At 39.7% G+C, this 21,205-nt stretch carries 16 protein-coding genes and 1 pseudogene; 7 read left to right on the top strand and 10 right to left on the bottom strand.

The window, feature by feature from the left end:
- Positions 1-230: 230 nt before the first annotated feature.
- The 6 genes from fucP to DC498_RS08960 form a co-directional block, all read right to left on the bottom strand.
- Positions 231-1,487: an L-fucose:H+ symporter permease gene (gene fucP, locus DC498_RS08985; protein ID WP_116873812.1), complete on the bottom strand. Its 1,257-nt coding sequence runs from the start codon at positions 1,485-1,487 to the stop codon at positions 231-233.
- 28 nt (positions 1,488-1,515) lie between these two features.
- Positions 1,516-2,295 carry an SDR family oxidoreductase gene (locus DC498_RS08980; RefSeq protein WP_116873811.1) on the bottom strand — a complete coding sequence of 260 codons (780 nt, stop codon included), beginning with the start codon at positions 2,293-2,295 and terminating at the stop codon, positions 1,516-1,518.
- Between the two features lie 25 nt (positions 2,296-2,320).
- Complete coding sequence (locus tag DC498_RS08975) at positions 2,321-3,142, bottom strand: amidohydrolase family protein (protein ID WP_116873810.1); 822 nt, start codon at positions 3,140-3,142, stop codon at positions 2,321-2,323.
- Between the two features lie 115 nt (positions 3,143-3,257).
- Positions 3,258-3,929, bottom strand: coding sequence for an SGNH/GDSL hydrolase family protein (locus DC498_RS08970; protein WP_116873884.1), 672 nt, complete (start codon positions 3,927-3,929; stop codon positions 3,258-3,260).
- A 10-nt stretch (positions 3,930-3,939) separates the two neighbouring features.
- Positions 3,940-4,272 (bottom strand): L-rhamnose mutarotase, encoded by a 333-nt coding sequence (locus tag DC498_RS08965; RefSeq protein ID WP_116873809.1) that lies wholly within the window; start codon positions 4,270-4,272, stop codon positions 3,940-3,942.
- Positions 4,273-4,297: 25 nt separating this feature from the next.
- Positions 4,298-5,161, bottom strand: a complete 864-nt coding sequence (locus DC498_RS08960) for a fumarylacetoacetate hydrolase family protein (protein WP_116873808.1) — start codon at positions 5,159-5,161, stop codon at positions 4,298-4,300.
- 173 nt (positions 5,162-5,334) lie between these two features.
- Between DC498_RS08960 and DC498_RS08955 the strand changes: the two genes are divergently transcribed.
- The 7 genes and pseudogenes from DC498_RS08955 (at position 5,335) to DC498_RS08925 (ending at position 14,320) form a co-directional block, all read left to right on the top strand.
- Positions 5,335-6,747: a cobalamin-dependent protein gene (locus DC498_RS08955; RefSeq protein WP_116873807.1), complete on the top strand. Its 1,413-nt coding sequence runs from the start codon at positions 5,335-5,337 to the stop codon at positions 6,745-6,747.
- On the top strand, positions 6,744-7,955 hold the full coding sequence (locus tag DC498_RS08950; protein ID WP_116873806.1) for a PDDEXK nuclease domain-containing protein: 1,212 nt from the start codon (positions 6,744-6,746) through the stop codon (positions 7,953-7,955). Before DC498_RS08955 ends, DC498_RS08950 begins: the two co-directional genes overlap by 4 nt.
- Before the next feature lie 108 nt (positions 7,956-8,063).
- Positions 8,064-9,914, top strand: a pseudogene (locus DC498_RS08945) (methylmalonyl-CoA mutase family protein); the annotation flags it as partial.
- A gap of 11 nt (positions 9,915-9,925) precedes the next feature.
- Positions 9,926-11,209 carry a sterol desaturase family protein gene (locus DC498_RS08940; RefSeq protein ID WP_116873804.1) on the top strand — a complete coding sequence of 428 codons (1,284 nt, stop codon included), beginning with the start codon at positions 9,926-9,928 and terminating at the stop codon, positions 11,207-11,209.
- A 141-nt stretch (positions 11,210-11,350) separates the two neighbouring features.
- Positions 11,351-12,406, top strand: a complete 1,056-nt coding sequence (gene rlmN, locus DC498_RS08935; RefSeq protein WP_116873803.1) for a 23S rRNA (adenine(2503)-C(2))-methyltransferase RlmN — start codon at positions 11,351-11,353, stop codon at positions 12,404-12,406.
- A gap of 43 nt (positions 12,407-12,449) precedes the next feature.
- Positions 12,450-13,595 (top strand): pseudouridine synthase, encoded by a 1,146-nt coding sequence (locus DC498_RS08930; RefSeq protein WP_116873802.1) that lies wholly within the window; start codon positions 12,450-12,452, stop codon positions 13,593-13,595.
- Positions 13,596-13,597: 2 nt separating this feature from the next.
- Complete coding sequence (locus DC498_RS08925; RefSeq protein ID WP_240627937.1) at positions 13,598-14,320, top strand: RluA family pseudouridine synthase; 723 nt, start codon at positions 13,598-13,600, stop codon at positions 14,318-14,320.
- A gap of 7 nt (positions 14,321-14,327) precedes the next feature.
- On the opposite strand, the gene DC498_RS08920 is transcribed toward DC498_RS08925, so the two are convergent.
- The 4 genes from DC498_RS08920 to rpoC all read right to left on the bottom strand — a co-directional run bounded on the left by DC498_RS08920 (position 14,328) and on the right by rpoC (position 21,167).
- A complete protein-coding gene (locus DC498_RS08920; RefSeq protein ID WP_116873800.1) occupies positions 14,328-14,933 on the bottom strand; it encodes a porin family protein in 606 nt (201 codons plus the stop codon).
- Positions 14,934-15,124: 191 nt separating this feature from the next.
- Positions 15,125-16,117 (bottom strand): bifunctional heptose 7-phosphate kinase/heptose 1-phosphate adenyltransferase, encoded by a 993-nt coding sequence (locus tag DC498_RS08915; protein WP_116873799.1) that lies wholly within the window; start codon positions 16,115-16,117, stop codon positions 15,125-15,127.
- A 72-nt stretch (positions 16,118-16,189) separates the two neighbouring features.
- A complete protein-coding gene (locus DC498_RS08910; protein ID WP_116873798.1) occupies positions 16,190-16,807 on the bottom strand; it encodes an OmpH family outer membrane protein in 618 nt (205 codons plus the stop codon).
- A gap of 67 nt (positions 16,808-16,874) precedes the next feature.
- Positions 16,875-21,167 carry a DNA-directed RNA polymerase subunit beta' gene (rpoC, locus tag DC498_RS08905; RefSeq protein ID WP_116873797.1) on the bottom strand — a complete coding sequence of 1,431 codons (4,293 nt, stop codon included), beginning with the start codon at positions 21,165-21,167 and terminating at the stop codon, positions 16,875-16,877.
- Between the last annotated feature and the right edge of the window lie 38 nt (positions 21,168-21,205).

Raw genomic sequence — 21,205 nt, 5'->3', positions numbered from 1 at the left:
CAATAAGTATTGTAACTGAAGTGTTTTATTTATAAACAACAACCTTTGAACGCATTGCTATATAGTTGAGGTGCGCGATGGAATAAAATATTCTTGCCGGAGGCTTTATATCAAATAATATATATTTTCTTCTTCTTTGCTTTACATATCTACAGGAAAAACAAACTGTAGCCATTATGCTGGGCTTCGTTTATTTTCTACTTTAAGCTATAAATATATTTGCTTTTTTATCACTTTACCCTGTACCCCCGCCATCCATACCAGGCAACCACCACAAAACAAAGCAAAGGAACGATATAGGAATGTGCTGTACCCTTGTCAGCTAATAAACCCATTACAAAAGGCATTAAAGCGCCACCAACTATCGACATGATCTGAAAAGAAGATCCTCTTTTTGTATGATGCCCAAGGTCTTTAACGCCTAATGCAAAAATGGTGGGGAACATAATGGATTCAAAAAAGAAAACAGCCATAAGGGAATATACAGAAAGCCAGTCGCTGCCCCATACCACTACAGCACAAAGTACAATATTAACCAAAGCGAAAATAGTTAGCAATATATTGGGAGCGATCTTCCTCATTAATGCGGTGCCCACAAAACGACCTGCCGTAAATAATGCAAGACTTATAGAAAGGAGATATGCCGCCTTGGCATTATCAATTTCGCTTTTTGCCTCCGTACAATAATTAATAAAAAGCGCTGCTACCCCTACCTGGGCAGCCACATAAAAAAATTGGGCAATTACGCCATATACAAAATGACTGTGCTGGAATAATGACTTCTGAGTACCGGTAGCAGCACCCGGCAAACTGTTTAACAGACTATCGCCCGTCTTTTCCTCTTTAATTTCAGGTAAATATGTTCTCCAGAATAAAAATGCCACAAACAAAACCACGATAGCAATAATTATATACACCATCTTTACTGAATCAAGATTGGTCGGGTCGTTGGCAGAGCTCTCTCCAAAAAAAACATGCGCTGCAATAATGGGGCCTATAAACGAACCGACGCCATTAAAGCATTGCGACAAATTCAACCTGAATTCTGAAGTTTCCGGCTTGCCTAAAACCGTAACATAAGGATTGGCGGCGGTTTCCAAACAGGTTAATCCTGATGCCAATATAAAAAGCGCTACAAGAAAAAAATTAAAACTCGCCGTTTGAGCGGATGGATAAAAAAGAAATGCACCAAATGCATATAACAAAAGCCCGAGCAGTATTCCTTTTTTATATCCAAACTTATTCATAAACAAACCGGCTGGCAAGGCTATTAAAAAGTACGCACCAAAATATGCTGCCTGTAACAATGTTGATCTTGACTTGGTAATATTCAATGCTTCCTGGAAATGCTTGTTCAGCACATCCAATAATCCATAAGCCAGCCCCCACAATAAAAACAAGCTGGTTACCAGTATTAAGGGAAAGGTATAATTGTTTGAGTCTTTCGAACTTACGGATGCTGTAGTTGAAGAGGGAGTTAATGCCATGCAATCAGTTATTGAGGTTGAGTAATATTTACAGTGATCTGTCGAGATGCGTATATCCACCATCTACATAGATGATCTGCCCGGTAGTATGGCTCGATTTACTGCTCAGCAGGAATATCGCCATGTCAGCAATCTCTTCGGCGGTTGTCATTCTTTTTTCAAAAGGAATTTTAGAAACAATCTGTTCTAATTTTTCTTTTGGATTTGGCAAGCTATTGATCCAGTTTTCATATAGTGGTGTCCATACTTCAGCTGGTAATACAGTATTAACACGAATGGAATAGGGTAACAGTTCAACTGCCCATTCTCTTGTAAGTGCGTTAATCGCTCCTTTTGAGGCAGCATAACCAGAAGTATTCCCCTGTCCGGTTGTTGCCACTTTAGAACCGATGTTCACAATATTCCCTTTGCTTTTCTTTAAATAAGGCAAAGCATAATGTGCAAGGTTATAATAGTGGCTTAAATTTTTGTGCAGCGATTCAAAAAGCTTTTCGGGCGATCCATTTTCTAATCCAATACCGTCATTAATACCCGCATTATTTATCAAGCCGTCAATCTGTCCATATTTTTCTGCTGTAAAATCTATTACTTCTTTGCAAGCCTGTGCCTGAGACAACTCAGCCGTTACATAACTCGCTTTACCTTTCGCCTTTACAATTTCATCTACTATTTTAATATTATCATCTTTACCACGTCCCACTACCACCACAATGCCACCTTCGGCGGCAATGCCTTTACTGATAGCCGCCCCAATACCCTTTGCACCACCTGTAACTATATATACCTTATTCGCAAGATTCAGATCCATATTTTCAATTTAAAATTTATTATGATCAGAGATTATAAAATTGAACGGCGTTAGCCCCGAATACTTTTTCACGGTCTTCTTCGCTATAATTTTCCATATATTTCTCCAACAGGCTTTTCCATTGCACATACATTCCGGCAACCAATATTACCGGCCAGTCACTACCAAACATCAGCCTGTCTACACCAAACGCATCAAACACCACATCAAGATAGGGGTAGAAATCTGCCGCACTCCAATCCTTCCAGTTGGCTTCGGTAAATAATCCGCTCAGTTTGCAATATACATTGGGATGAAGAGCCATTTCTCTAATCAATATACTCCATTCCTTTATGTCTTTATTCCTGATACTGGGTTTGCCGCAATGGTCAAGTACCAGTTTTTGCTCCGGAAACTTTGACACAAATTCCACTGCCGGTTTTAACTGGTGATGATATATCAACACATCATAGGTATAACCATATTCTTTTAATGCAGCTACACCACTTTGAAATTTTTTACCTAACAAAAACTCATGAGGTTCGCTTTGCACAATATGGCGATACCCTTTAATGGAGGGATTTACAGCAAAATGCTGCAGGCGCTCGGCAACGTCATTTGCCTGGAAATCAATCCAGCCAACCACACCCTTAATAATATCGTGTGTTTTTGCCAGTTCTACCAGGAACCTTGTTTCCACCTCCGACGGATCTGCCTGCACCGCCACACATCCATCTATACCATTTCTTTTTAAAGTAGAAGCAATTGTTTCCGGAAGATAATCCTGCTGCAGTATCTTCATATCATCCATCCAGCCGTCACGCTTACGGTCATATTTCCAGAAATGAACATGAGTGTCGATAGTCATAAGTGGTAAGTAATAAGTGGTAAGTGATAAGTAAATCTAGACGTTTAATCTTTCATCAAAACGCCTCCTGGTTTACCCTTTTCAAATTTCCAAATTCACAAATCTCCAAATCAACTCACTTTATAAACGGTAAAAACTGATCTGCTAAAAACTTATTTCCTGTTTCATTCATATGCACACCATCTGTAGTTAAAATATCTTTTGCTTTATCTTCAGGATTATGGGTGTAGATATAAGCTACAGTTGCCTTGCGCAAATCGATTAATTCAACATTCTTGTTTTTTGCAATGCCTCTTATAATTTCTGCGTATTTATTCAGGTCTCCATCTAACTCATTCACATAATCTTTTTTCTCACCTACAACTGTTGGTGTGCAAATCACCACTTTTGCTCCCGCTGCCTGAATTTTATCAATCAGTTTATTATAGAACTTCTCAAACTTGTCAGCATCAGTGCCGGTGCCATGTGATCTTTTATGCCATACATCATTTATGCCAACATAAATAAATACAAGGTCAGGCTTTTTCGACAACACATCATCTTCCAGGCGCAGGTAAAGATCATATACCTTATTTCCCCCGATACCTGCACCAATCAGCTCAAAACTTTTATCTCTTCCATTGGCTGCAAGCAATTGCTGCAATACAGTGATATAGCCTGTGGGTCCAACGCCTGCCTGCGTAATAGAATCACCAAAGAAAATAACTTTCTTTTTTTGCTGGAATGAAAAAGCAGATATAACAGTAAGTATAATTACTAAAGAAAAAAATAGAAGTACCTGTTTCATTATTTCAAGCTTATTTAAGTTCAAAAATCTTTTCCATCAACACCCACTTTTCGCCCGGCTTAGCCCAGGGTAATGCCTGTTGAAATTTCCACATAAAATTTTCCCATTCCTGCACGCGGGGGTTACTGGCATCTGAATCTCCCTTCGCATCAAAAGAAAAGTCATCGGCCGTTTCCATAATCATGAACATACGATTTCCTGTAAGAAAAATATCCATTACAGTAATGCCGTCATCTTTTATTCGTTGGGCTATCTCCGGCCAAATATTGGTATGTATTTTTTTATACTCAGCAATAAGCTCAGGGTCATCTTTAAGATCGCATGCAAGGCAAAATCGTTTCATTAAAAAAGCATTAAATGAGTTATCATCAGTTACCAGTCCAGCTTACCAGGGTTTGCTTAGCTTGTCCCAATCCATCAATACCTAACTCCACAACATCTCCTGCCTTTAAATAAATGGGGGCAGGTTTTTGGCCTAATCCCACACCAGCTGGGGTTCCTGTAGTAATAATATCGCCTGGAAGCAGGGTCATAAACTGGCTTAAATAGGAGATGATAAAAGGTATTTTAAAGATGAGATTTTTACTATTGCCGTCCTGGTAAGTTTTACCATTAACGGTAAGCCATAAACGAAGATTATTCACATCTTTAATTTCATCCGGTGTTGCAAGCCATGGACCTATAGGCGCAAATGTATCACAGCTTTTTCCTTTCACCCATTGCCCGCTTCTTTCCAGTTGAAAAGCTCTTTCGCTGTAATCATTATGCAGCATATAACCGGCTATATAATTGTTTGCGTCTTTTTCTTCAATATAAGATGCTTTTTTACCTATTACCACGGCCAGCTCTACTTCCCAGTCTGTTTTCGTACTGTGTTTAGGAATAACAATATCATCATTCGGACCGGTAATGGCGGTAGTAGATTTAAAAAATATGATTGGCTCAACCGGAAGCTGCATATTACTTTCAGCGGCATGATCGGAATAATTGAGGCCTATACAAATAAGCTTCGATGGGCGAAGGATCGGAGCACCCAGTCTTTCTGCACCATCAACCACAGGTGCTGATTGCTGATTATTTTTTAGCCATGCCGCAAGCCTGTTTATGCCATCTGTAGCAAAAAAATCTTCAGTATAATCTTCACCAAATGAAGATATATCAATACGCTGTCCATTCTCCAATTGAATGCCGGGTTTTTCTTTGCCTGCTTTTCCGAATCGAATCAGTTTCATGTTGATTTTCCTTTTTGAGTGGACTAAACTACTCCCATTTTTGCTGTAGGCCAAACCTATTTTGCGAATACGTTTGCACTAACATTAACCATATGGTAAAGGTTTGCCGGGAGAGACAACTAATATCTGTTAGTTTTTTATATTAACTTTATTCTGCTTATACAATTGAGTGCATGTCGCAGAAAATCCGCATAGTTACAGCCACCAGTTTATTTGATGGGCATGACGCTGCAATCAATATTATGCGGCGCATTTTGCAAAGCAAAGGTGTGGAGGTAATTCATCTCGGCCATAACCGTTCCGCACATGAAATTGTGGAATGCGCTATAGAAGAAGATGCTACAGCCGTTGCTATTACCAGTTACCAGGGCGGGCATATTGAGTTTTTCAAATACATTAAAGAGCTGCTGGACAAAAACGGAGCCAGCCATATCAAAATTTTTGGTGGCGGTGGAGGTACCATATTACCGAAGGAAATTGAGGAATTGCATAAATATGGTATTACAAGAATATACAGTCCTGATGATGGAAGAAAAATGGGGCTTGAAGGAATGATTGAGGATGTAATAATGCTTTGCGCAAATGGACATACCCACAATGGAAAGATTAAGGAACCCGCAAAAGGAAAATACCCGCTCGGTGAAGCCCATAATATAAAACATTTAGCGCAGGCTATAACATCAGCAGAAGGGAAATCGAATACTACAGATGACATTCCATTAAATACTGCCGGTAATAAGTCTGTTGTTATAGGCATAACAGGCACAGGAGGCGCAGGTAAATCGTCCGTTACCGATGAAATTGTACGCCGTTATCTTGCCGCATTTTCAGATAAAACAATTGCTGTTATTTCTGTTGATCCGAGCAAGAAAAAAACAGGAGGTGCATTACTGGGAGACCGGATACGGATGAATGCCATTTCCCATCCACGGGCTTATATGCGTTCGCTTGCCACGCGTGAAGATAATACCGCCTTAAGCAGTGTGGCACAACAAGCTATTGCACTTTGTAAGAATGAAGGATATGATTGCATCATTCTTGAAAGTGCCGGAGTTGGTCAAAGTGATGTTAGCATAGTTGATCATTGTGATGTTAGTATATATGTGATGACGCCTGAATATGGTGCAGCCTCTCAACTGGAAAAAATAAATATGCTGGACTATGCTGATATCATAGTCATAAACAAGTTTGATAAGCCCGGTGCTGAAGATGCATTAATGGATGTAAGAAAGCAATACAAAAGAAATCATCAATTGTTTACAGCAAAAGATGAAGACCTGCCGGTATTGGGTGTATGTGCCAACAAATTTAATGATGAGGGGATTAATCATTTATTTGATTTATTATCAAACAAAATAAATGATAAACTGCAAATAGCATGCCCATCAAAAATTGCTGGGTCCGTTAAGAAAGAAGCTATTAAAAAGAGCAGTATTATTCCTGATAGCAGGATCCGGTATTTAAGTGAGATTAGCGAAACCATCCGTAATTATAATAATTGGGTGAATGAGCAAAGCACCATTGCCACTCAATTATATCAACTAAACGGTAGTATAACCATTCTGAATAAAACACCTGAAAAATGAAAAACACACCAAAAGAATATCGCCAATGGCTGGTAGAATTAAAAAAGAATATCAATCAGTCAACACTGCAAACCTCATTAAAGGTTAACCAAAATATGCTTGTTTTATATTGGTATATAGGCAGGCAAATAGTACAAAAAATTGATAAAGAAAAATGGGGTGCGAAAATAATTACACAACTATCAATCGATTTACAAAAAGGATTTCCTGACTTACTGGGTTTCTCTATGAGAAACCTGTTGTATATGAAGCAATTTGCTGAAGCCTATCCTGAATTTTTAATTACGCAGCAACTTGCTGCGCAATTAAAACAAAGTAATAAAAAGGCAGAAAAAAAGCAGGTTGCAAATAAAGTAAAAGTAAGCAAAAACAATAACTCAGTTTCTACCATAAGCACAGAAAACCTAATTACGCAACAAGCTGCTGCGCAATTTAATAATATACAATGGTTCTTCTCAAATGAAGAGCTGGCCAGCATTCCATGGGGTCATCATATATATCTTCTTGATAAAATTACAGATGTTACCGAACGCAGTTGGTATATACATAAAACCATTGAAAACAACTGGAGCAGGGCGGTATTACGATACCAGATAGATACTGATTTATACCAGCGGCAGGTAAAAGCAAAAAAAAGCACAAACTTTCATCTTACGCTACCAAAAACCCAAAGTGACTTAGCCAACCAAATTTTAAAAGATCCATACAAATTTGGCTTCTTACAATTGGGAGAGGAAATTACCGAATTCGAACTGGAGCTACAAATTATTCGTCACATCGAAGAGTTTCTTATTGAGTTAGGTGCTGGCTTTGCTTTTGTTGGCAGGCAGGTTGCGCTTAGAGTTGGAAGAAAAAACAGGAAGATTGATTTACTGTTTTACCATCTCCTCCTTCACAGTTTTATTGTAATTGATTTAAAGATGGACGAATTTGAATGGGAAGATACGGGACAAATGAATGGCTACCTGAATGTGATTAATAAAAAATTCAGACAATCTACAGACAACCCTACAATTGGAATAATTCTTTGCGGAGCAAAAGATAATATTGACGTTGATTATGCATTACAAAACATCAACCATCCGATAGGGGTAAGTGAATATCAATATATTAAATCGTTACCTGCTTTATTGAAAGAAAAGTTGCCAACTCCAAAACAATTAAAAGACGAAGTAAAGAAAATAGTAAACAAGCGAATCAAACAATAAATATTCAACGTGAATATTGAGACTTTAAAAGATAAATACCTAGAACTTCAACAAAAGTTGCATCCGGATATTCTGCATTTATTGCAGCAATGGAAAGCATTGCAGGAAAAATATGCAGCTCAATCTTTTGAATATAGTGTGAGAGGCAAAACAGTAAGGCAGGAACTTACAGGCATTTCATTAAGCGGCACAAAAATCCCCAAAGTGCTTTTACCCCAATATAAAGACTGGGGCGATATCGTAAAATGGCAGCTACAGGAAAATATACCGGGCTCGTTTCCGTACACGGCCGGTGTATTTGAAATGAAACGGCAAAATGAGGACCCTACGAGGATGTTTGCGGGGGAAGGCAGCCCTGAAAGAACCAACAAACGCTTTCATTATGTATCTGCAGATCAACCTGCTAAAAGACTTTCTACTGCGTTTGACAGTGTAACATTATATGGTGAGGATCCGGATCGCCGGCCGGACATATATGGAAAGATTGGTAATGCAGGCGTAAGTATCGCCACTGTTGATGATGCAAAAAAATTATACTGTGGTTTTAATCTTTGCGATCCTGCCACATCTGTAAGCATGACCATTAATGGCCCAGCTCCCATTATTCTCGCATTCTTCTTAAATGCAGCTATTGATCAGCAATGTGAAAAATGGATAGCTGAAAACGATCAATCGCTATGGGAAAAAGTGGACAATATAAAAGCTCAAAAATATACACAACAACCTGCACCGATATACAATGGGGCATTACCTGCCGGTAATAATGGATTAGGGTTACGCTTGTTAGGATTAAGTGGCGATGAAGTTTTACCTCCTGACATCTATACAACCATTAAAGCAAATGTTTTACAGCAGGTGCGAGGTACCGTTCAGGCAGATATATTAAAAGAAGACCAGGCACAGAACACCTGCATTTTTTCGACGGAGTTTGCTTTAAAATTAATGGGAGATGTGCAGGAATATTTTATTAACAATAATATCCGCAATTTTTACAGTGTAAGTATCAGCGGCTATCATATAGCCGAGGCCGGCGCCAATCCTATTACGCAGCTTGCGTTTACATTAGCCAATGGCTTTACTTATGTGGAATATTATTTAAGCCGCGGCATGCATATTGATGATTTTGCCCCAAATTTTTCTTTCTTTTTTAGCAATGGAATGGACCCTGAATACGCGGTGATTGGCAGGGTAGCGAGAAGAATATGGGCGAAGGCCATCAAGCATAAATACAAGGGCAATGAAAGATCACAAAAGCTCAAATACCATATTCAAACCAGCGGCCGCAGCCTGCATGCACAGGAAATTGATTTCAATGACATCAGAACAACATTACAGGCATTGTATGCCATATATGATAATTGCAATTCGCTTCATACCAACGCATATGATGAAGCTATTACCACGCCTACCGAAGAAAGTGTAAGGCGTGCAATGGCAATACAATTGATCATCAACCGCGAATTAGGCACCGCCAAAACAGAAAATTTTATACAGGGAAGTTTTGCCATAGAAGCATTGACTGACCTGGTTGAAGAAGCGGTACTGATGGAATTTGACCGATTGAATGACAGGGGCGGAGTATTAGGTGCAATGGAAAGGATGTACCAGCGTAATAAAATACAGGAAGAGAGCCTGCATTACGAAAGCCTTAAACATAGCGGTGAGTTGCCTGTGGTTGGCGTAAATACATTCCTGGCAAAAAGTGGTAGCCCTACTATTATTCCAGGGGAAGTGATCAGGAGCACTATTGAAGAAAAAGAAGAACAGGTAAACAATATAATAGCCTTCCATAAACGAAACGAGGCAATTGCAGCAAAAAAACTGAGCAGGCTTAAAGAGGTTGCTGCCAATAAAGGAAATATATTTATGGAGCTGATGGAAACCGTTAAGTATTGCAGCCTTGGGCAAATAACACATGCATTATATGAAGCCGGCGGACAATACAGGAGAAATATGTAACAACCCTCAATATGGAAACATACGGTAAAATACTATTGGTTGCCATGCCCGTTTTCCTGGCGCTTGTATTGTTTGAAAAATGGTGGGGGTGGAAAAAAGGGGAAGATACAGTCCGTAATATGGATATGATCAGCAGCCTGAGCAGCGGTGTTACCAACGTTACAAAAGATGTATTGGGATTAAGCCTTGCTATTATTTCTTACGGCTGGCTGGTAAAACAGGTAGCCATTATACAGGTTAACAATATATGGCTTACTTATGTGATCGCTTTCCTCGCACTCGATTTTTCCGGCTATTGGATACACCGCATACAGCATGAATACAACTTCTTTTGGAACAATCATATCATTCACCATAGCAGTGAAGAGTTTAATCTTGCCTGTGCTTTAAGACAAAGTGTAGCAGGCTTTGTAAAATTATTCGTCGTTTTTCTATTGCCTGCAGCCATACTCGGAGTGCCCGAAAAGGTAATTGCCATAGTTGCGCCTTTGCATTTGTTTGCGCAATTCTGGTATCATACGCAGCATATCAACAAAATGGGCTTTCTTGAAAAAATAATTGTTACACCATCACATCACCGGGTACATCACGCCATCAATAAAGAATACCTTGATAAAAATTACAGCCAGATATTTATCTGGTGGGATAAATGGTTTGGTACTTATCAGGAAGAACTAAAAGAGGTGAAACCCGTATATGGTATTACAAGACCCGCTCAGACCTGGAACCCCATTAAAATAAATTTTCAACACCTATGGCTATTAATCAAAGATGCATGGAGAACAAAGAGCTGGAAAGATAAATTGCGCATATGGCTCATGCCTACCGGCTGGCGGCCAAACGATGTGGAAGAAAAATATCCCGTGTATAAAATTGAAGATGTGTATCATTTTACAAAATATAATCCGGCCAATTCAAAAGCGTTAATGGCTTGGAACTGGGTACAGTTAATCGCTTTACTTCTCTTTGTTTCGTATCTGTTTGCCAATATTTCCTACATTGGCAGCCCTGGCATGTTTTTATACGGACTTTTTGTTTTCCTGCATGTATATGCCTTTACCGATCTGGCAGACAGAAACGCTTCTGCAATTGTTTGGGAGCTTATAAAAGACATATATGCCATCGGCATTATTTACAAACAGCAGGATTGGTTTGGAGCAAGCAAGCTCTTTCAGGATATTGCCCAGGTAATGATCGCCTACTTTATTGTATCGGCTATTGTTACAGCGTGCTTTGTGGTTAAGCATAGAAAGGAAGATATGACAATAGGGGCTGCCACACCTAATGTTGTTTGATGTTGCGTTGAGGCTGTGCGTGGCGTCTTCGCCACGCACCAATCTGGTGTCGCCTCTGGCGACTTTAAAAATGCCAAAAACAGCATTCCATTTATTACATAAGATTTCTTACCAGGAAAGCCTTTGCATATCTTTGCAGATATGCAAGCGGCAAAAAAGCAAAATATCCGTCATTTGAGTTTGGAGGAACTGCAGGAATATTTTGAAAAAAATGGAGATAAGAGGTTCAGAGCCAAACAAGTGTACGAATGGATCTGGCAAAAACATGCACATGCTTTTGACGCCATGACCAATCTTAGCAAAGAGCTCAGACAGAAACTCTCCGAAAATTTTGACTTGCCTGCACTATCTCTTGATGCTTCACAATATTCGGCAGATGGCACGGTTAAAAGCCGCTTCAGAACAATTGACGGACATTTAGTGGAAGGTGTATTGATACCAACAGAATCCCGTCAAACAGCCTGTGTTTCTTCACAAATTGGATGCAGCCTGAGTTGCAAGTTTTGCGCCACCGGATATATGGATAGAAAACGTAACCTCAATTACGATGAGATATATGATGAAGTGGTGTTCATTAATCAGCAGGCAGAAAACATATACCAGAAGAAATTAAGCAATATTGTTTTTATGGGTATGGGTGAACCATTGCTTAATTATAAAAATGTATTGAAAGCAATAGAGCGTATATCATCTCCTGATGGATTAGGGATGAGCCCGAGAAGAATAACCGTATCCACTGCCGGAGTAGCAAAAATGATCAGGCAACTGGGAGATGACCAGGTGAAGTTCAAACTGGCTCTGTCGCTGCATGCTGCTAATGATAAAAAACGCCATGAGATTATGCCTATCAACGATACCAACAATATTAAATCGCTGATAGAAGCACTCAATTATTTTTACAGGCAAACTGGCAACGAAATAACATTTGAATATATTCTCTTTAAAGACTTTAATGATTCGTTGCAGGATGCTGATGAGTTGGTAAAAATATACAGGCAGGTTCCTGCGGACCTCGTGAATATTATTGAGTACAACCCTATAGACCTTGCCACATTTTCAAAACCAGATGAAGCTGTTACAGAAAACTTCATGCAATACCTGGAGAAAAATAAAGTGAATGCACGGTTGAGGAGAAGCAGGGGTAAAGATATTGATGCCGCCTGCGGGCAGTTAGCGAATAAAGACAACTTTCAATAAATCTTTTACTTTAATACTACTGTTGTAAAACAGCAAATTATCTATGAGCAAAAAAGCATTTGATAAATTCATTAATAAAGCCGAAAGCGGCGCTAAGAAAAAAGAACGCATCCGCCAGGAAAAAAAACAGGTAAGGGCTGAAAAGAACGCTTATTTTGAAGCACAGAAAAGATTGGCAAAAGAGCGGAGGAAACAGCAGTCAGCTATCAGCTATCAGCAGCCAGCGGTCAGCGGTCAGCCATCAGCAAAAGGTAAACATCAATCAGGAGCCAGCGATCAACGGCCGGGAGCCGGAAAGCAAAAACAAGTGGAAAAACAGTTAAAAGCCAATGATAAAAGTCCGGCTTTTAAAAATCAAAGAGCAACAACTGAGGCAGCTTCCAAATCTCAAATCTCAAACCTGCCTGCCGGCAGGCAAGGTCAGAAATCTAAAATCTCCAATGATGAAATGCCGCTCAACAAATTTATCGCATGGAGCGGAGTTTGTGCAAGAAGAGAAGCGGCAGATATAGTAAAGGCAGGAAAAGTAACCGTGAATGGAAAGTTAGTTACGGAACCGCCTTTCAGGGTCAGCCAGGCAGATACTATCAAAGTAAATGGCAAAAAAATTTCATTGCAAAAAAACCTGGTGTATATATTGCTGAACAAACCTAAAGATTATATTACCACAACAGATGACCCCGAAGGAAGAAAAACAGTAATGGACCTTGTGAAAGGCGCCACAACAGAAAGAGTTTTTCCTGTTGGTCGATTAGATAGAAACACTACCGGTGTATTACTCCTAACAAATGACGGCGAAGTTGCGCAACGTTTAACGCATCCTAAGTACGAAGTGAAAAAGATATATGAAGTTCGGTTAGACAAGCCTGTTACCAAACAGCAGTTAGATACTATTGCCAGCGGCATAACGCTTGAAGATGGATTTATTCAGCCCGACAGCGTAGCTTATGCAGATACAAAAGACAGAAGTGTTATTGGCATTGAAATACATAGTGGTAAAAACAGGATCGTGAGACGCATTTTTGAACACCTTGGCTTTGATGTAAAGAATCTTGACAGGGTTATGTATGGCATATTTACCAAGAAAAATGTGGACCGTGGTAAGTGGCGCTTTCTTACTGAAAAAGAAATAAGATTGCTAAAACATTTGAACACTTCATTTTCCAACAAGAAATCTCAGCACCAGTGATTGTGAATAAATTAAAGCCTGAAGTAATTTTTGATAATGATCACTTTGTAGCAGTTAATAAGCCCTCCGGATTACTATCCATTCCCGACAGGGAAGGAAAAGAAATTTCTTTAAAAACTATTTTAAAAGAAAAGTACGGAGATATATTCACCGTACACCGGCTTGATAAAGACACCAGTGGTATAATTGTTTTTGCAAAAGATGAACAGACACATAAATACCTTTCCGGGCTTTTTGAAAATCGTGAAACAAAGAAATATTATACAGGCCTTGTACATGGTATTCCTTCACATACGAGCGGTTCAATAGACGCAGGCATAATGGAACACCCCGGCAAAAAGGGAGTAATGGTTACCAATAAAAAAGGCAAACCTGCGTTTACAGACTATAAAGTACTCGAAACCTTTGGAAACTATTCCTTACTGCAATTTCGCATACATACCGGCAGAACACACCAGATACGTGTGCATATGAAACATATCGGACATCCAATTGTATGCGATGTTATTTACGGCACTGCTGATCCTGTGCTGCTCTCATCTATCAAAAAGAAATTCAATCTCTCCAAATATGAAGAAGAAGAGCGTCCTCTTTTCAATCGTTTAGCGCTTCACGCCGAAAAACTGGAGTTTACTGACGAACAAAAAAAAGAATATATACTTGAAGCCCCTCAGCCAAAAGACATGAGAGCATTGTTGCAGCAATTGAGAAAATGGAAGAAATAGCAAACAACTATTTAACCCTTAATAACAATCCAAATTCAACACGCTGCGAGTTCCATTTATACTTCGTGCTCACATTGTTAATGTCGGAAAGCCCCTGCGTAAATCTGCCGAAAATCCCTACACTTCCAAGATTTGCCTGTACGCCGCCTACGATTCCAATATCTGTGCTTTTAAAACCGCTTACCCCGTCTTTTCTTAAATTCTCATCTTTAAAAACCGCAACTCCTATTTGCGGACCTGCTAACACACTAACCCAGGGAATTATATCATAACGTAGTAAAAGCGGCATATTTATATTTGCCAGTCTTATCTTTTCATTCGCTCCTACCCTCCCTACATCATTCTTATAATATTTATCAAAATCACCACTCTTTGTATAATTGTATTGCGCCAACGATAATTCAGGTTGAAATCTGATTTTTTTTGTAATGGCATAATTAGCCCAAATTCCTCCGCCATATCCAAGCGTCAATTTATTTTTTAAGCCATTGCCTTGTACTGTAGCATAATTAAGATCTACTTTTACACCGTATTGCCAGTTTTGTGCCTGAAGGGTTTGAAAAGAAAAAAAAATCAATGCGATAATTGCAGTAAGTTTTAGCGCCTGCTTCATATTAATTCAATTTTACGAAGCAATAATATTCAGTAAGGCTGTTAGGATATTGTTATTATGGCTTACTCATTTATCTTTCTATATCAACTTTATTTTTTCGCCTACAAATATTTTAGCGATATATAAAAATTAAAAGAGCCCTACAATAGGGCTCTGGTATATTGATATACTGATTGATACTGTTTTGTGGATCACGATACAAGAAGCGCACCGCACTCCTTTAATAATTTTCCTTTATCTATAGCTGCAGTTCCGACTTCTTCACAAACAAGCCCTCCCGCAATATTGGCAATTTCGGCCATTAATTTTACATCCTTTGTAGCGGCATATACCAGTGAAGCAACAGCAATAACAGTATCTCCCGCACCACTTACATCAGCAACATTGCGTATATGCGAGGGGATAATAGCAGCATTTGTATATTGCTGATAAAACACACCTTTTTCGGAAAGCGTGATGAAAGAAATATCATGTTGTAGTTTTTCGTGAAGCTGTTGATGGATTTCTTTCAGCAAACCTTCATTTATTTCTGTAGATATCAGGTTTAATCCCTCTACCGCCTCTTTAAAATTTGGTTTGAAAATATCTACATTCCTGTAATTAAAAAAGTTCTTTCGCTTTGGATCAACCGCAACAATAATATTATTATGGCGGCATAGGTCAATTACTTTTTGAATTACCAATTCAGTCAGTACTCCTTTATTATAATCCTCCAGTATTATAACCTGTGGTTTTTCCTGCGCTATATAATGCTGAACAGCCAATATCAGCCTGTTTTCATCTTCATATCCCAGGTCTGTGGTAAGTTCATTATCAAGCCGCATCATCTGCTGGTTACGGGCTATAACACGTATTTTATTTGTAGTGATACGTTTTGAGCTTTGCAAAAGGAAAGAAGTGTCAATGGCATTTTCATCAAACATTTTTTTCAATGCCATGCCATCATCGTCATTACCGGCAACAGCAATGATAGATGCTTTGGCGCCAAGCGCACAAATATTCAGTGCAACATTTCCGGCGCCACCAATTCGTAATTCTTTTTTATTGATGGCAACAACAGGAACAGGAGCTTCCGGAGATATCCTGTCTACCCTTCCCCACATGTATGAATCCAGCATTACATCTCCAATAATACCAACCTTGATATCATCAAATGATTTAAATAATGCGTGTATATCCTTCATGCCTGTTGATTAAAGCAATAAAGTAAAGAAGGAATTTTTGATTGAAAAACTTTACCTCAAATATTTTGAAACTTATTTCTTTGTTTCAGTTTTGGGGTAAGCCGCATTTAAACCAATAATTACTTCATTGGTTACATCAAAAGCCGCATCCTGGTAAAGGAAAATATTAGCGTTGCGTGAATAAGAAAATATATAATTATACCCACGTTCTTTGCTGTAGCCTGTCAGGTAATCATTGATCTTTTTGAAGATATCATCACGCATGATCATGGCTTCCTGCTGCACTTCCTGCTCTATCTTTCTTCTTCTGTTCTCCAGTTCCTGCAATTGCTGATCATACTCACGTCTGAAAGATTCCGCTTCTGCCTGCGTAATGGCATTACCTTTCTTTAAAAAATCAATCCTTCTGTTGTCAAGTTGCTGATATGCGCTGTTAAGCTGCCTGTCTAATCCTTCCTTCTTTTTTTCAAAGGCTTCTGTTTTCGACCGGTAAAAATCAAATTTGGCATCAATAGAATCAAGATCCACGTAGCCCACCTTAAGCGAAGAAGCACTTTTTAAAGAATCTTCAGCTGATGAAGATTTTACCACAGGGGTTTTAGCAGCAGTATTTCCGGTACTCACTTTATACAAAGCGATGCCGGCAAGAATAAGGGCGGCTGAACTAAGAACAACGGAAAGATATTTCATGTATTTGCTTTTAAAAAAAAGGAGCAGGAATATAAAACTCCTACTCCTTCAAACTTATATAATCAAACTATTCTTCATCATCAAAGCTCATTGCTTCACGGGTTGTTTGAAGCAATTCGTATTCTTCTTTACTACCCACTACAATATTCTCAAACTCACGCAAACCAGTACCTGCAGGTATCGGGTGACCGGTGATAACATTCTCTTTCAAACCGAGCATATCATCTGTTTTACCCTGTATAGCCGCAGAACTCAACACTTTTGTAGTTTCCTGGAATGATGCAGCAGATATCCAGCTATGCGTACCTAATGATGCTTTTGTGATACCCAGCAACACCGGTTTAGAGGTAGCAGGATTTGCATCGCGGTATTCAGCCAGTTTTTTATCAGCACGGCGAAGAATGGAATTTTCTTCACGCAATTCACGCAAACTAACAATCTGGCCTGCACGAAGTTTAGCTGACTCACCCGGATCTGTTACTACTTTCTTATCAAAGATCCAGTCATTCTCTTCAATAAATTCAAACCTGTCTTCCAGATCCTCTTCAAGGAATTTGGTATCACCCGGTTCAACAATTTCAACCTTCTTCATCATCTGCCTTACGATTACTTCAATGTGCTTATCATTGATGCGCACACCCTGTAAACGATATACTTCCTGGATTTCATTCACCACATATTCCTGTACCGCATAAGGTCCTTTAATATTGAGGATGTCAGCAGGAGCAGTTTGACCGTCAGACAATGATGTTCCGGCTCTTACAAAGTCACCATCCTGCACAAGAATTTGTCTTGTCAATGGCACGAGGTATTTCTTAACTACACCGTCTTTTGCTTCGATGATGATCTCACGGTTACCGCGTTTTACAGCGCCAAAGGTTACTACACCATCAATTTCTGAAACAACAGCAGGGTTACCCGGGTTACGCGCTTCAAACAATTCAGTTACACGTGGAAGACCACCCGTGATATCTCTTAATTTACCCAACACACGGGGAATTTTCACCAACACCTGACCTGCGCGTACTTCTTCTGCTTCATCTACCACAATGTGAGAGCCTACAGGTAAGTTATATGTTTTGATTTCTTTTCCTTCTACCAACAACATTGGTATCTTGGTCTTATCTTTTGTTTCAATTACCACTTTCTCACGGTGACCTGTTTGCTCATCCGCTTCTTCGCGATAAGTAAAACCTTCAATAACACTTTCAAATTTGATGCTACCAGCCTGCTCAGAAACGATTACGTTGTTGAACGGATCCCATGTACAGATCACATCACCTTTACTGATGGTTTGCCCGTCTTTTACAAGCAATGTTGCACCATAAGGAATATTGTTTGTGATCAGCAGGCGATCATTCTTTACATCAATAATTCTTACCTCACCTGTACGACCAATTACGATCTGTGTTTTTTCTCCCTGGTTGTTTTCAGCAGTTACTGAACGTAAACCGTCAAACTGAATAGTACCATCAAACTTAGCGGTTAACTGGGAGTCAACAGTTGCAGAACCCGCAACACCACCCACGTGGAACGTACGCAGTGTTAACTGTGTACCAGGCTCACCAATTGACTGTGCAGCGATAATACCTACAGCATCACCTTTCTGTGCTATATAACCGGTTGCAAGGTTAAGCCCGTAACATTTTACACAAACACCACGTTTACTTTCGCAGGTCAATACTGAACGTATCTCTACTGTTTCAATACCGCTTTCTTCTATCTCTCTTGCAATATCTTCTGTGATCAATTCGCCTGCAGCGATGATCAGTTTATCTGTTTGCGGATGGTATACATCATGTACAGATGTACGTCCGAGTATACGATCGTATAAAGGCTCAACTATATCTTCATTATCTTTCAATGCACTGATTGCAATACCACGTAGTGTTCCGCAATCCTCATCGTTAATTACCACATCCTGTGCTACGTCAACCAAACGACGTGTTAAGTAACCTGCATCCGCTGTTTTCAACGCAGTATCTGCAAGACCCTTACGGGCACCGTGTGTAGAAATGAAGTATTCCAATACGTTCAATCCATCTTTAAAATTAGAAAGGATCGGGTTTTCGATAATTTCTGAACCTGTAGAACCACTCTTACGAGGCTTAGCCATCAATCCCCTGATACCAGCCAGCTGTTTTACCTGCTGCTTACTACCACGGGCTCCGGAATCAAGCATCATATAAACGGAGTTAAACCCTTGTTTATCTGTTGCCATTTCCCGGATCAGCGTTTCAGTTACACGGGTGTCAACGCGTGACCATATATCAATGATCTGGTTATAACGCTCGTTATTGGTGATTAAACCCATGTTATAGTTTTCCCACACTTCTTTCACTTCTTCAGAAGCTGATTCAACCAACTCCTGTTTCATTTGCGGAATAACAAGGTCATTAATATTAAATGATAAGCCACCCCTGAACGCTGTGCGGAAACCTAATTGTTTGATATCGTCCAAAAACTTAGCGGTTTTCGGAACGTTGGTAATTTTAATAATATCACCAATGATCTCTCTCAATGATTTTTTAGTAAGCAGTGCATTTACAAAACCCACTTCTTCAGGAACAAACTGGTTGAATATTACACGACCTACAGTTGTTTCAATTAGTTTATTCACCAACTCGCCATTGTCCTTACGAACATTGGCTTTAACTTTTATATGCGCATGTAAATCAACCTTGCCTTCATTGTAAGCAATGATCACTTCCTCTGCATTATAGAAAGCTTTGCCTTCTCCCTTGATCTTCTCTGTTTCAGTTGTTTTCTTTCCTTTAGAAATATAGTACAGGCCCAATACCATGTCCTGTGAAGGAAGGGTGATCGGCGTACCATTCTGCGGGTTAAGAATATTGTGTGAAGAAAGCATGAGCAACTGCGCTTCAAGAATAGCTGCGCTGCTCAATGGCACGTGAACCGCCATCTGGTCACCATCAAAGTCGGCGTTGAACGCAGAACATACGAGCGGGTGCAGCTGAATCGCTTTACCTTCTACCAATCTTGGCTGGAAGGCCTGGATTGACAAACGGTGCAGCGTTGGGGCACGGTTTAACATTACAGGATGTCCTTTCAATATATTTTCAAGAATATCCCAAACAATAGCTTCTTTACGGTCAACCAGCTTTCTTGCACTCTTCACTGTTTTTACAATACCTCTTTCAATAAGCTTGCGGATGATAAACGGTTTAAACAATTCCGCAGCCATATCTTTCGGTAATCCGCACTCGTGCAATTTCAACTCAGGTCCAACCACAATTACAGAACGACCGGAATAGTCAACACGTTTACCCAACAGGTTCTGACGGAAACGTCCCTGTTTACCTTTCAACACATCACTCAGTGATTTCAATGCACGTCCACCTTCTGCTTTAACCGCATTTGATTTACGTGAGTTATCAAAGAGTGAATCTATCGCTTCCTGCAGCATACGTTTTTCGTTACGTAAGATCACTTCAGGCGCTTTAATTTCCAGCAAACGTTTTAAACGGTTGTTGCGGATAATTACGCGACGATACAGATCGTTCAGATCTGAAGACGCGAAACGACCGCCATCCAATGGAACCAGCGGACGTAATTCCGGTGGAATTACAGGTATATATTGCATAACCATCCACTCAGGACGGTTTTCGATCCTGTGATTAGCATCTCGGAAAGATTCCACCACACTCAAACGTTTTAAAGCGTCTGCCTTACGTTGCTGTGAGGTTTCAGTTGCCGCAGCATTTCTTAAATCGTAGCTCAACTGGTCAAGATCAATTCTTGCCAACATTGCCTGTATAGCTTCAGCACCCATCTTAGCGATGAACTTTTGCGGATCATCATCAGGCAGGTACTGGTTATCTTTCGGAAGATTTTCCAGTATTTCAAGGTATTCTTCTTCAGTAAGCAGGTCGCCCATTTTCAGGTTACGATCTTCACGTACGCCTGCCTGTATCACCACGTATCTTTCGTAGTATACAATCGTCTCCATTTTCTTGGAGCTTATACCAAGCAGGTAACCAATTTTATTAGGAAGACTTTTGAAATACCAGATATGCACAACCGGCACCACCAGTTTTATATGTCCCATGCGCTCACGACGCACTTTCTTTTCTGTTACTTCCACACCGCAACGGTCGCAAACAATACCCTTATAACGGATACGTTTGTACTTACCGCAGGCGCATTCATAATCTTTTACCGGACCAAAGATCCTCTCGCAAAACAAACCATCTCTTTCAGGTTTGTATGTACGATAGTTGATGGTTTCAGGCTTCAAAACTTCACCATAAGATCTCTCCAAAATAGCATCCGGAGAAGCCAGGCTGATAGTGATCTTAGAAAAATTTGACCTTGGACGATTGTCTTTTTTGATAGCCATATTAATTTCTTAATTTATTATAACAGATATTATGTGAA

Source organism: Terrimonas sp. (genome assembly GCF_003075435.1).
GTDB lineage: Bacteria > Bacteroidota > Bacteroidia > Chitinophagales > Chitinophagaceae > Agriterribacter.
Note: the sequence above shows the minus strand (reverse complement) of the source record. Positions and strands in the feature narration are given on the sequence as shown.

Excerpts from the sequence above, each read along its gene's own strand:
- DC498_RS08955 (WP_116873807.1), top strand. The coding sequence starts at position 5,335 with ATGTCGCAGAAAATCCGCATAGTTACAGCCACCAGTTTATTTGATGGG.
- DC498_RS08960 (WP_116873808.1), bottom strand. The coding sequence starts at position 5,161 with ATGAAACTGATTCGATTCGGAAAAGCAGGCAAAGAAAAACCCGGCATT.
- DC498_RS08915 (WP_116873799.1), bottom strand. The coding sequence starts at position 16,117 with ATGAAGGATATACACGCATTATTTAAATCATTTGATGATATCAAGGTT.
- DC498_RS08930 (WP_116873802.1), top strand. The coding sequence starts at position 12,450 with ATGAGCAAAAAAGCATTTGATAAATTCATTAATAAAGCCGAAAGCGGC.
- DC498_RS08980 (WP_116873811.1), bottom strand. The coding sequence starts at position 2,295 with ATGGATCTGAATCTTGCGAATAAGGTATATATAGTTACAGGTGGTGCA.
- rlmN (WP_116873803.1), top strand. The coding sequence starts at position 11,351 with ATGCAAGCGGCAAAAAAGCAAAATATCCGTCATTTGAGTTTGGAGGAA.
- DC498_RS08965 (WP_116873809.1), bottom strand. The coding sequence starts at position 4,272 with ATGAAACGATTTTGCCTTGCATGCGATCTTAAAGATGACCCTGAGCTT.
- DC498_RS08940 (WP_116873804.1), top strand. The coding sequence starts at position 9,926 with ATGGAAACATACGGTAAAATACTATTGGTTGCCATGCCCGTTTTCCTG.
- DC498_RS08970 (WP_116873884.1), bottom strand. The coding sequence starts at position 3,929 with ATGAAACAGGTACTTCTATTTTTTTCTTTAGTAATTATACTTACTGTT.
- fucP (WP_116873812.1), bottom strand. The coding sequence starts at position 1,487 with ATGGCATTAACTCCCTCTTCAACTACAGCATCCGTAAGTTCGAAAGAC.
- DC498_RS08910 (WP_116873798.1), bottom strand. The coding sequence starts at position 16,807 with ATGAAATATCTTTCCGTTGTTCTTAGTTCAGCCGCCCTTATTCTTGCC.
- rpoC (WP_116873797.1), bottom strand. The coding sequence starts at position 21,167 with ATGGCTATCAAAAAAGACAATCGTCCAAGGTCAAATTTTTCTAAGATC.
- DC498_RS08975 (WP_116873810.1), bottom strand. The coding sequence starts at position 3,142 with ATGACTATCGACACTCATGTTCATTTCTGGAAATATGACCGTAAGCGT.
- DC498_RS08950 (WP_116873806.1), top strand. The coding sequence starts at position 6,744 with ATGAAAAACACACCAAAAGAATATCGCCAATGGCTGGTAGAATTAAAA.
- DC498_RS08920 (WP_116873800.1), bottom strand. The coding sequence starts at position 14,933 with ATGAAGCAGGCGCTAAAACTTACTGCAATTATCGCATTGATTTTTTTT.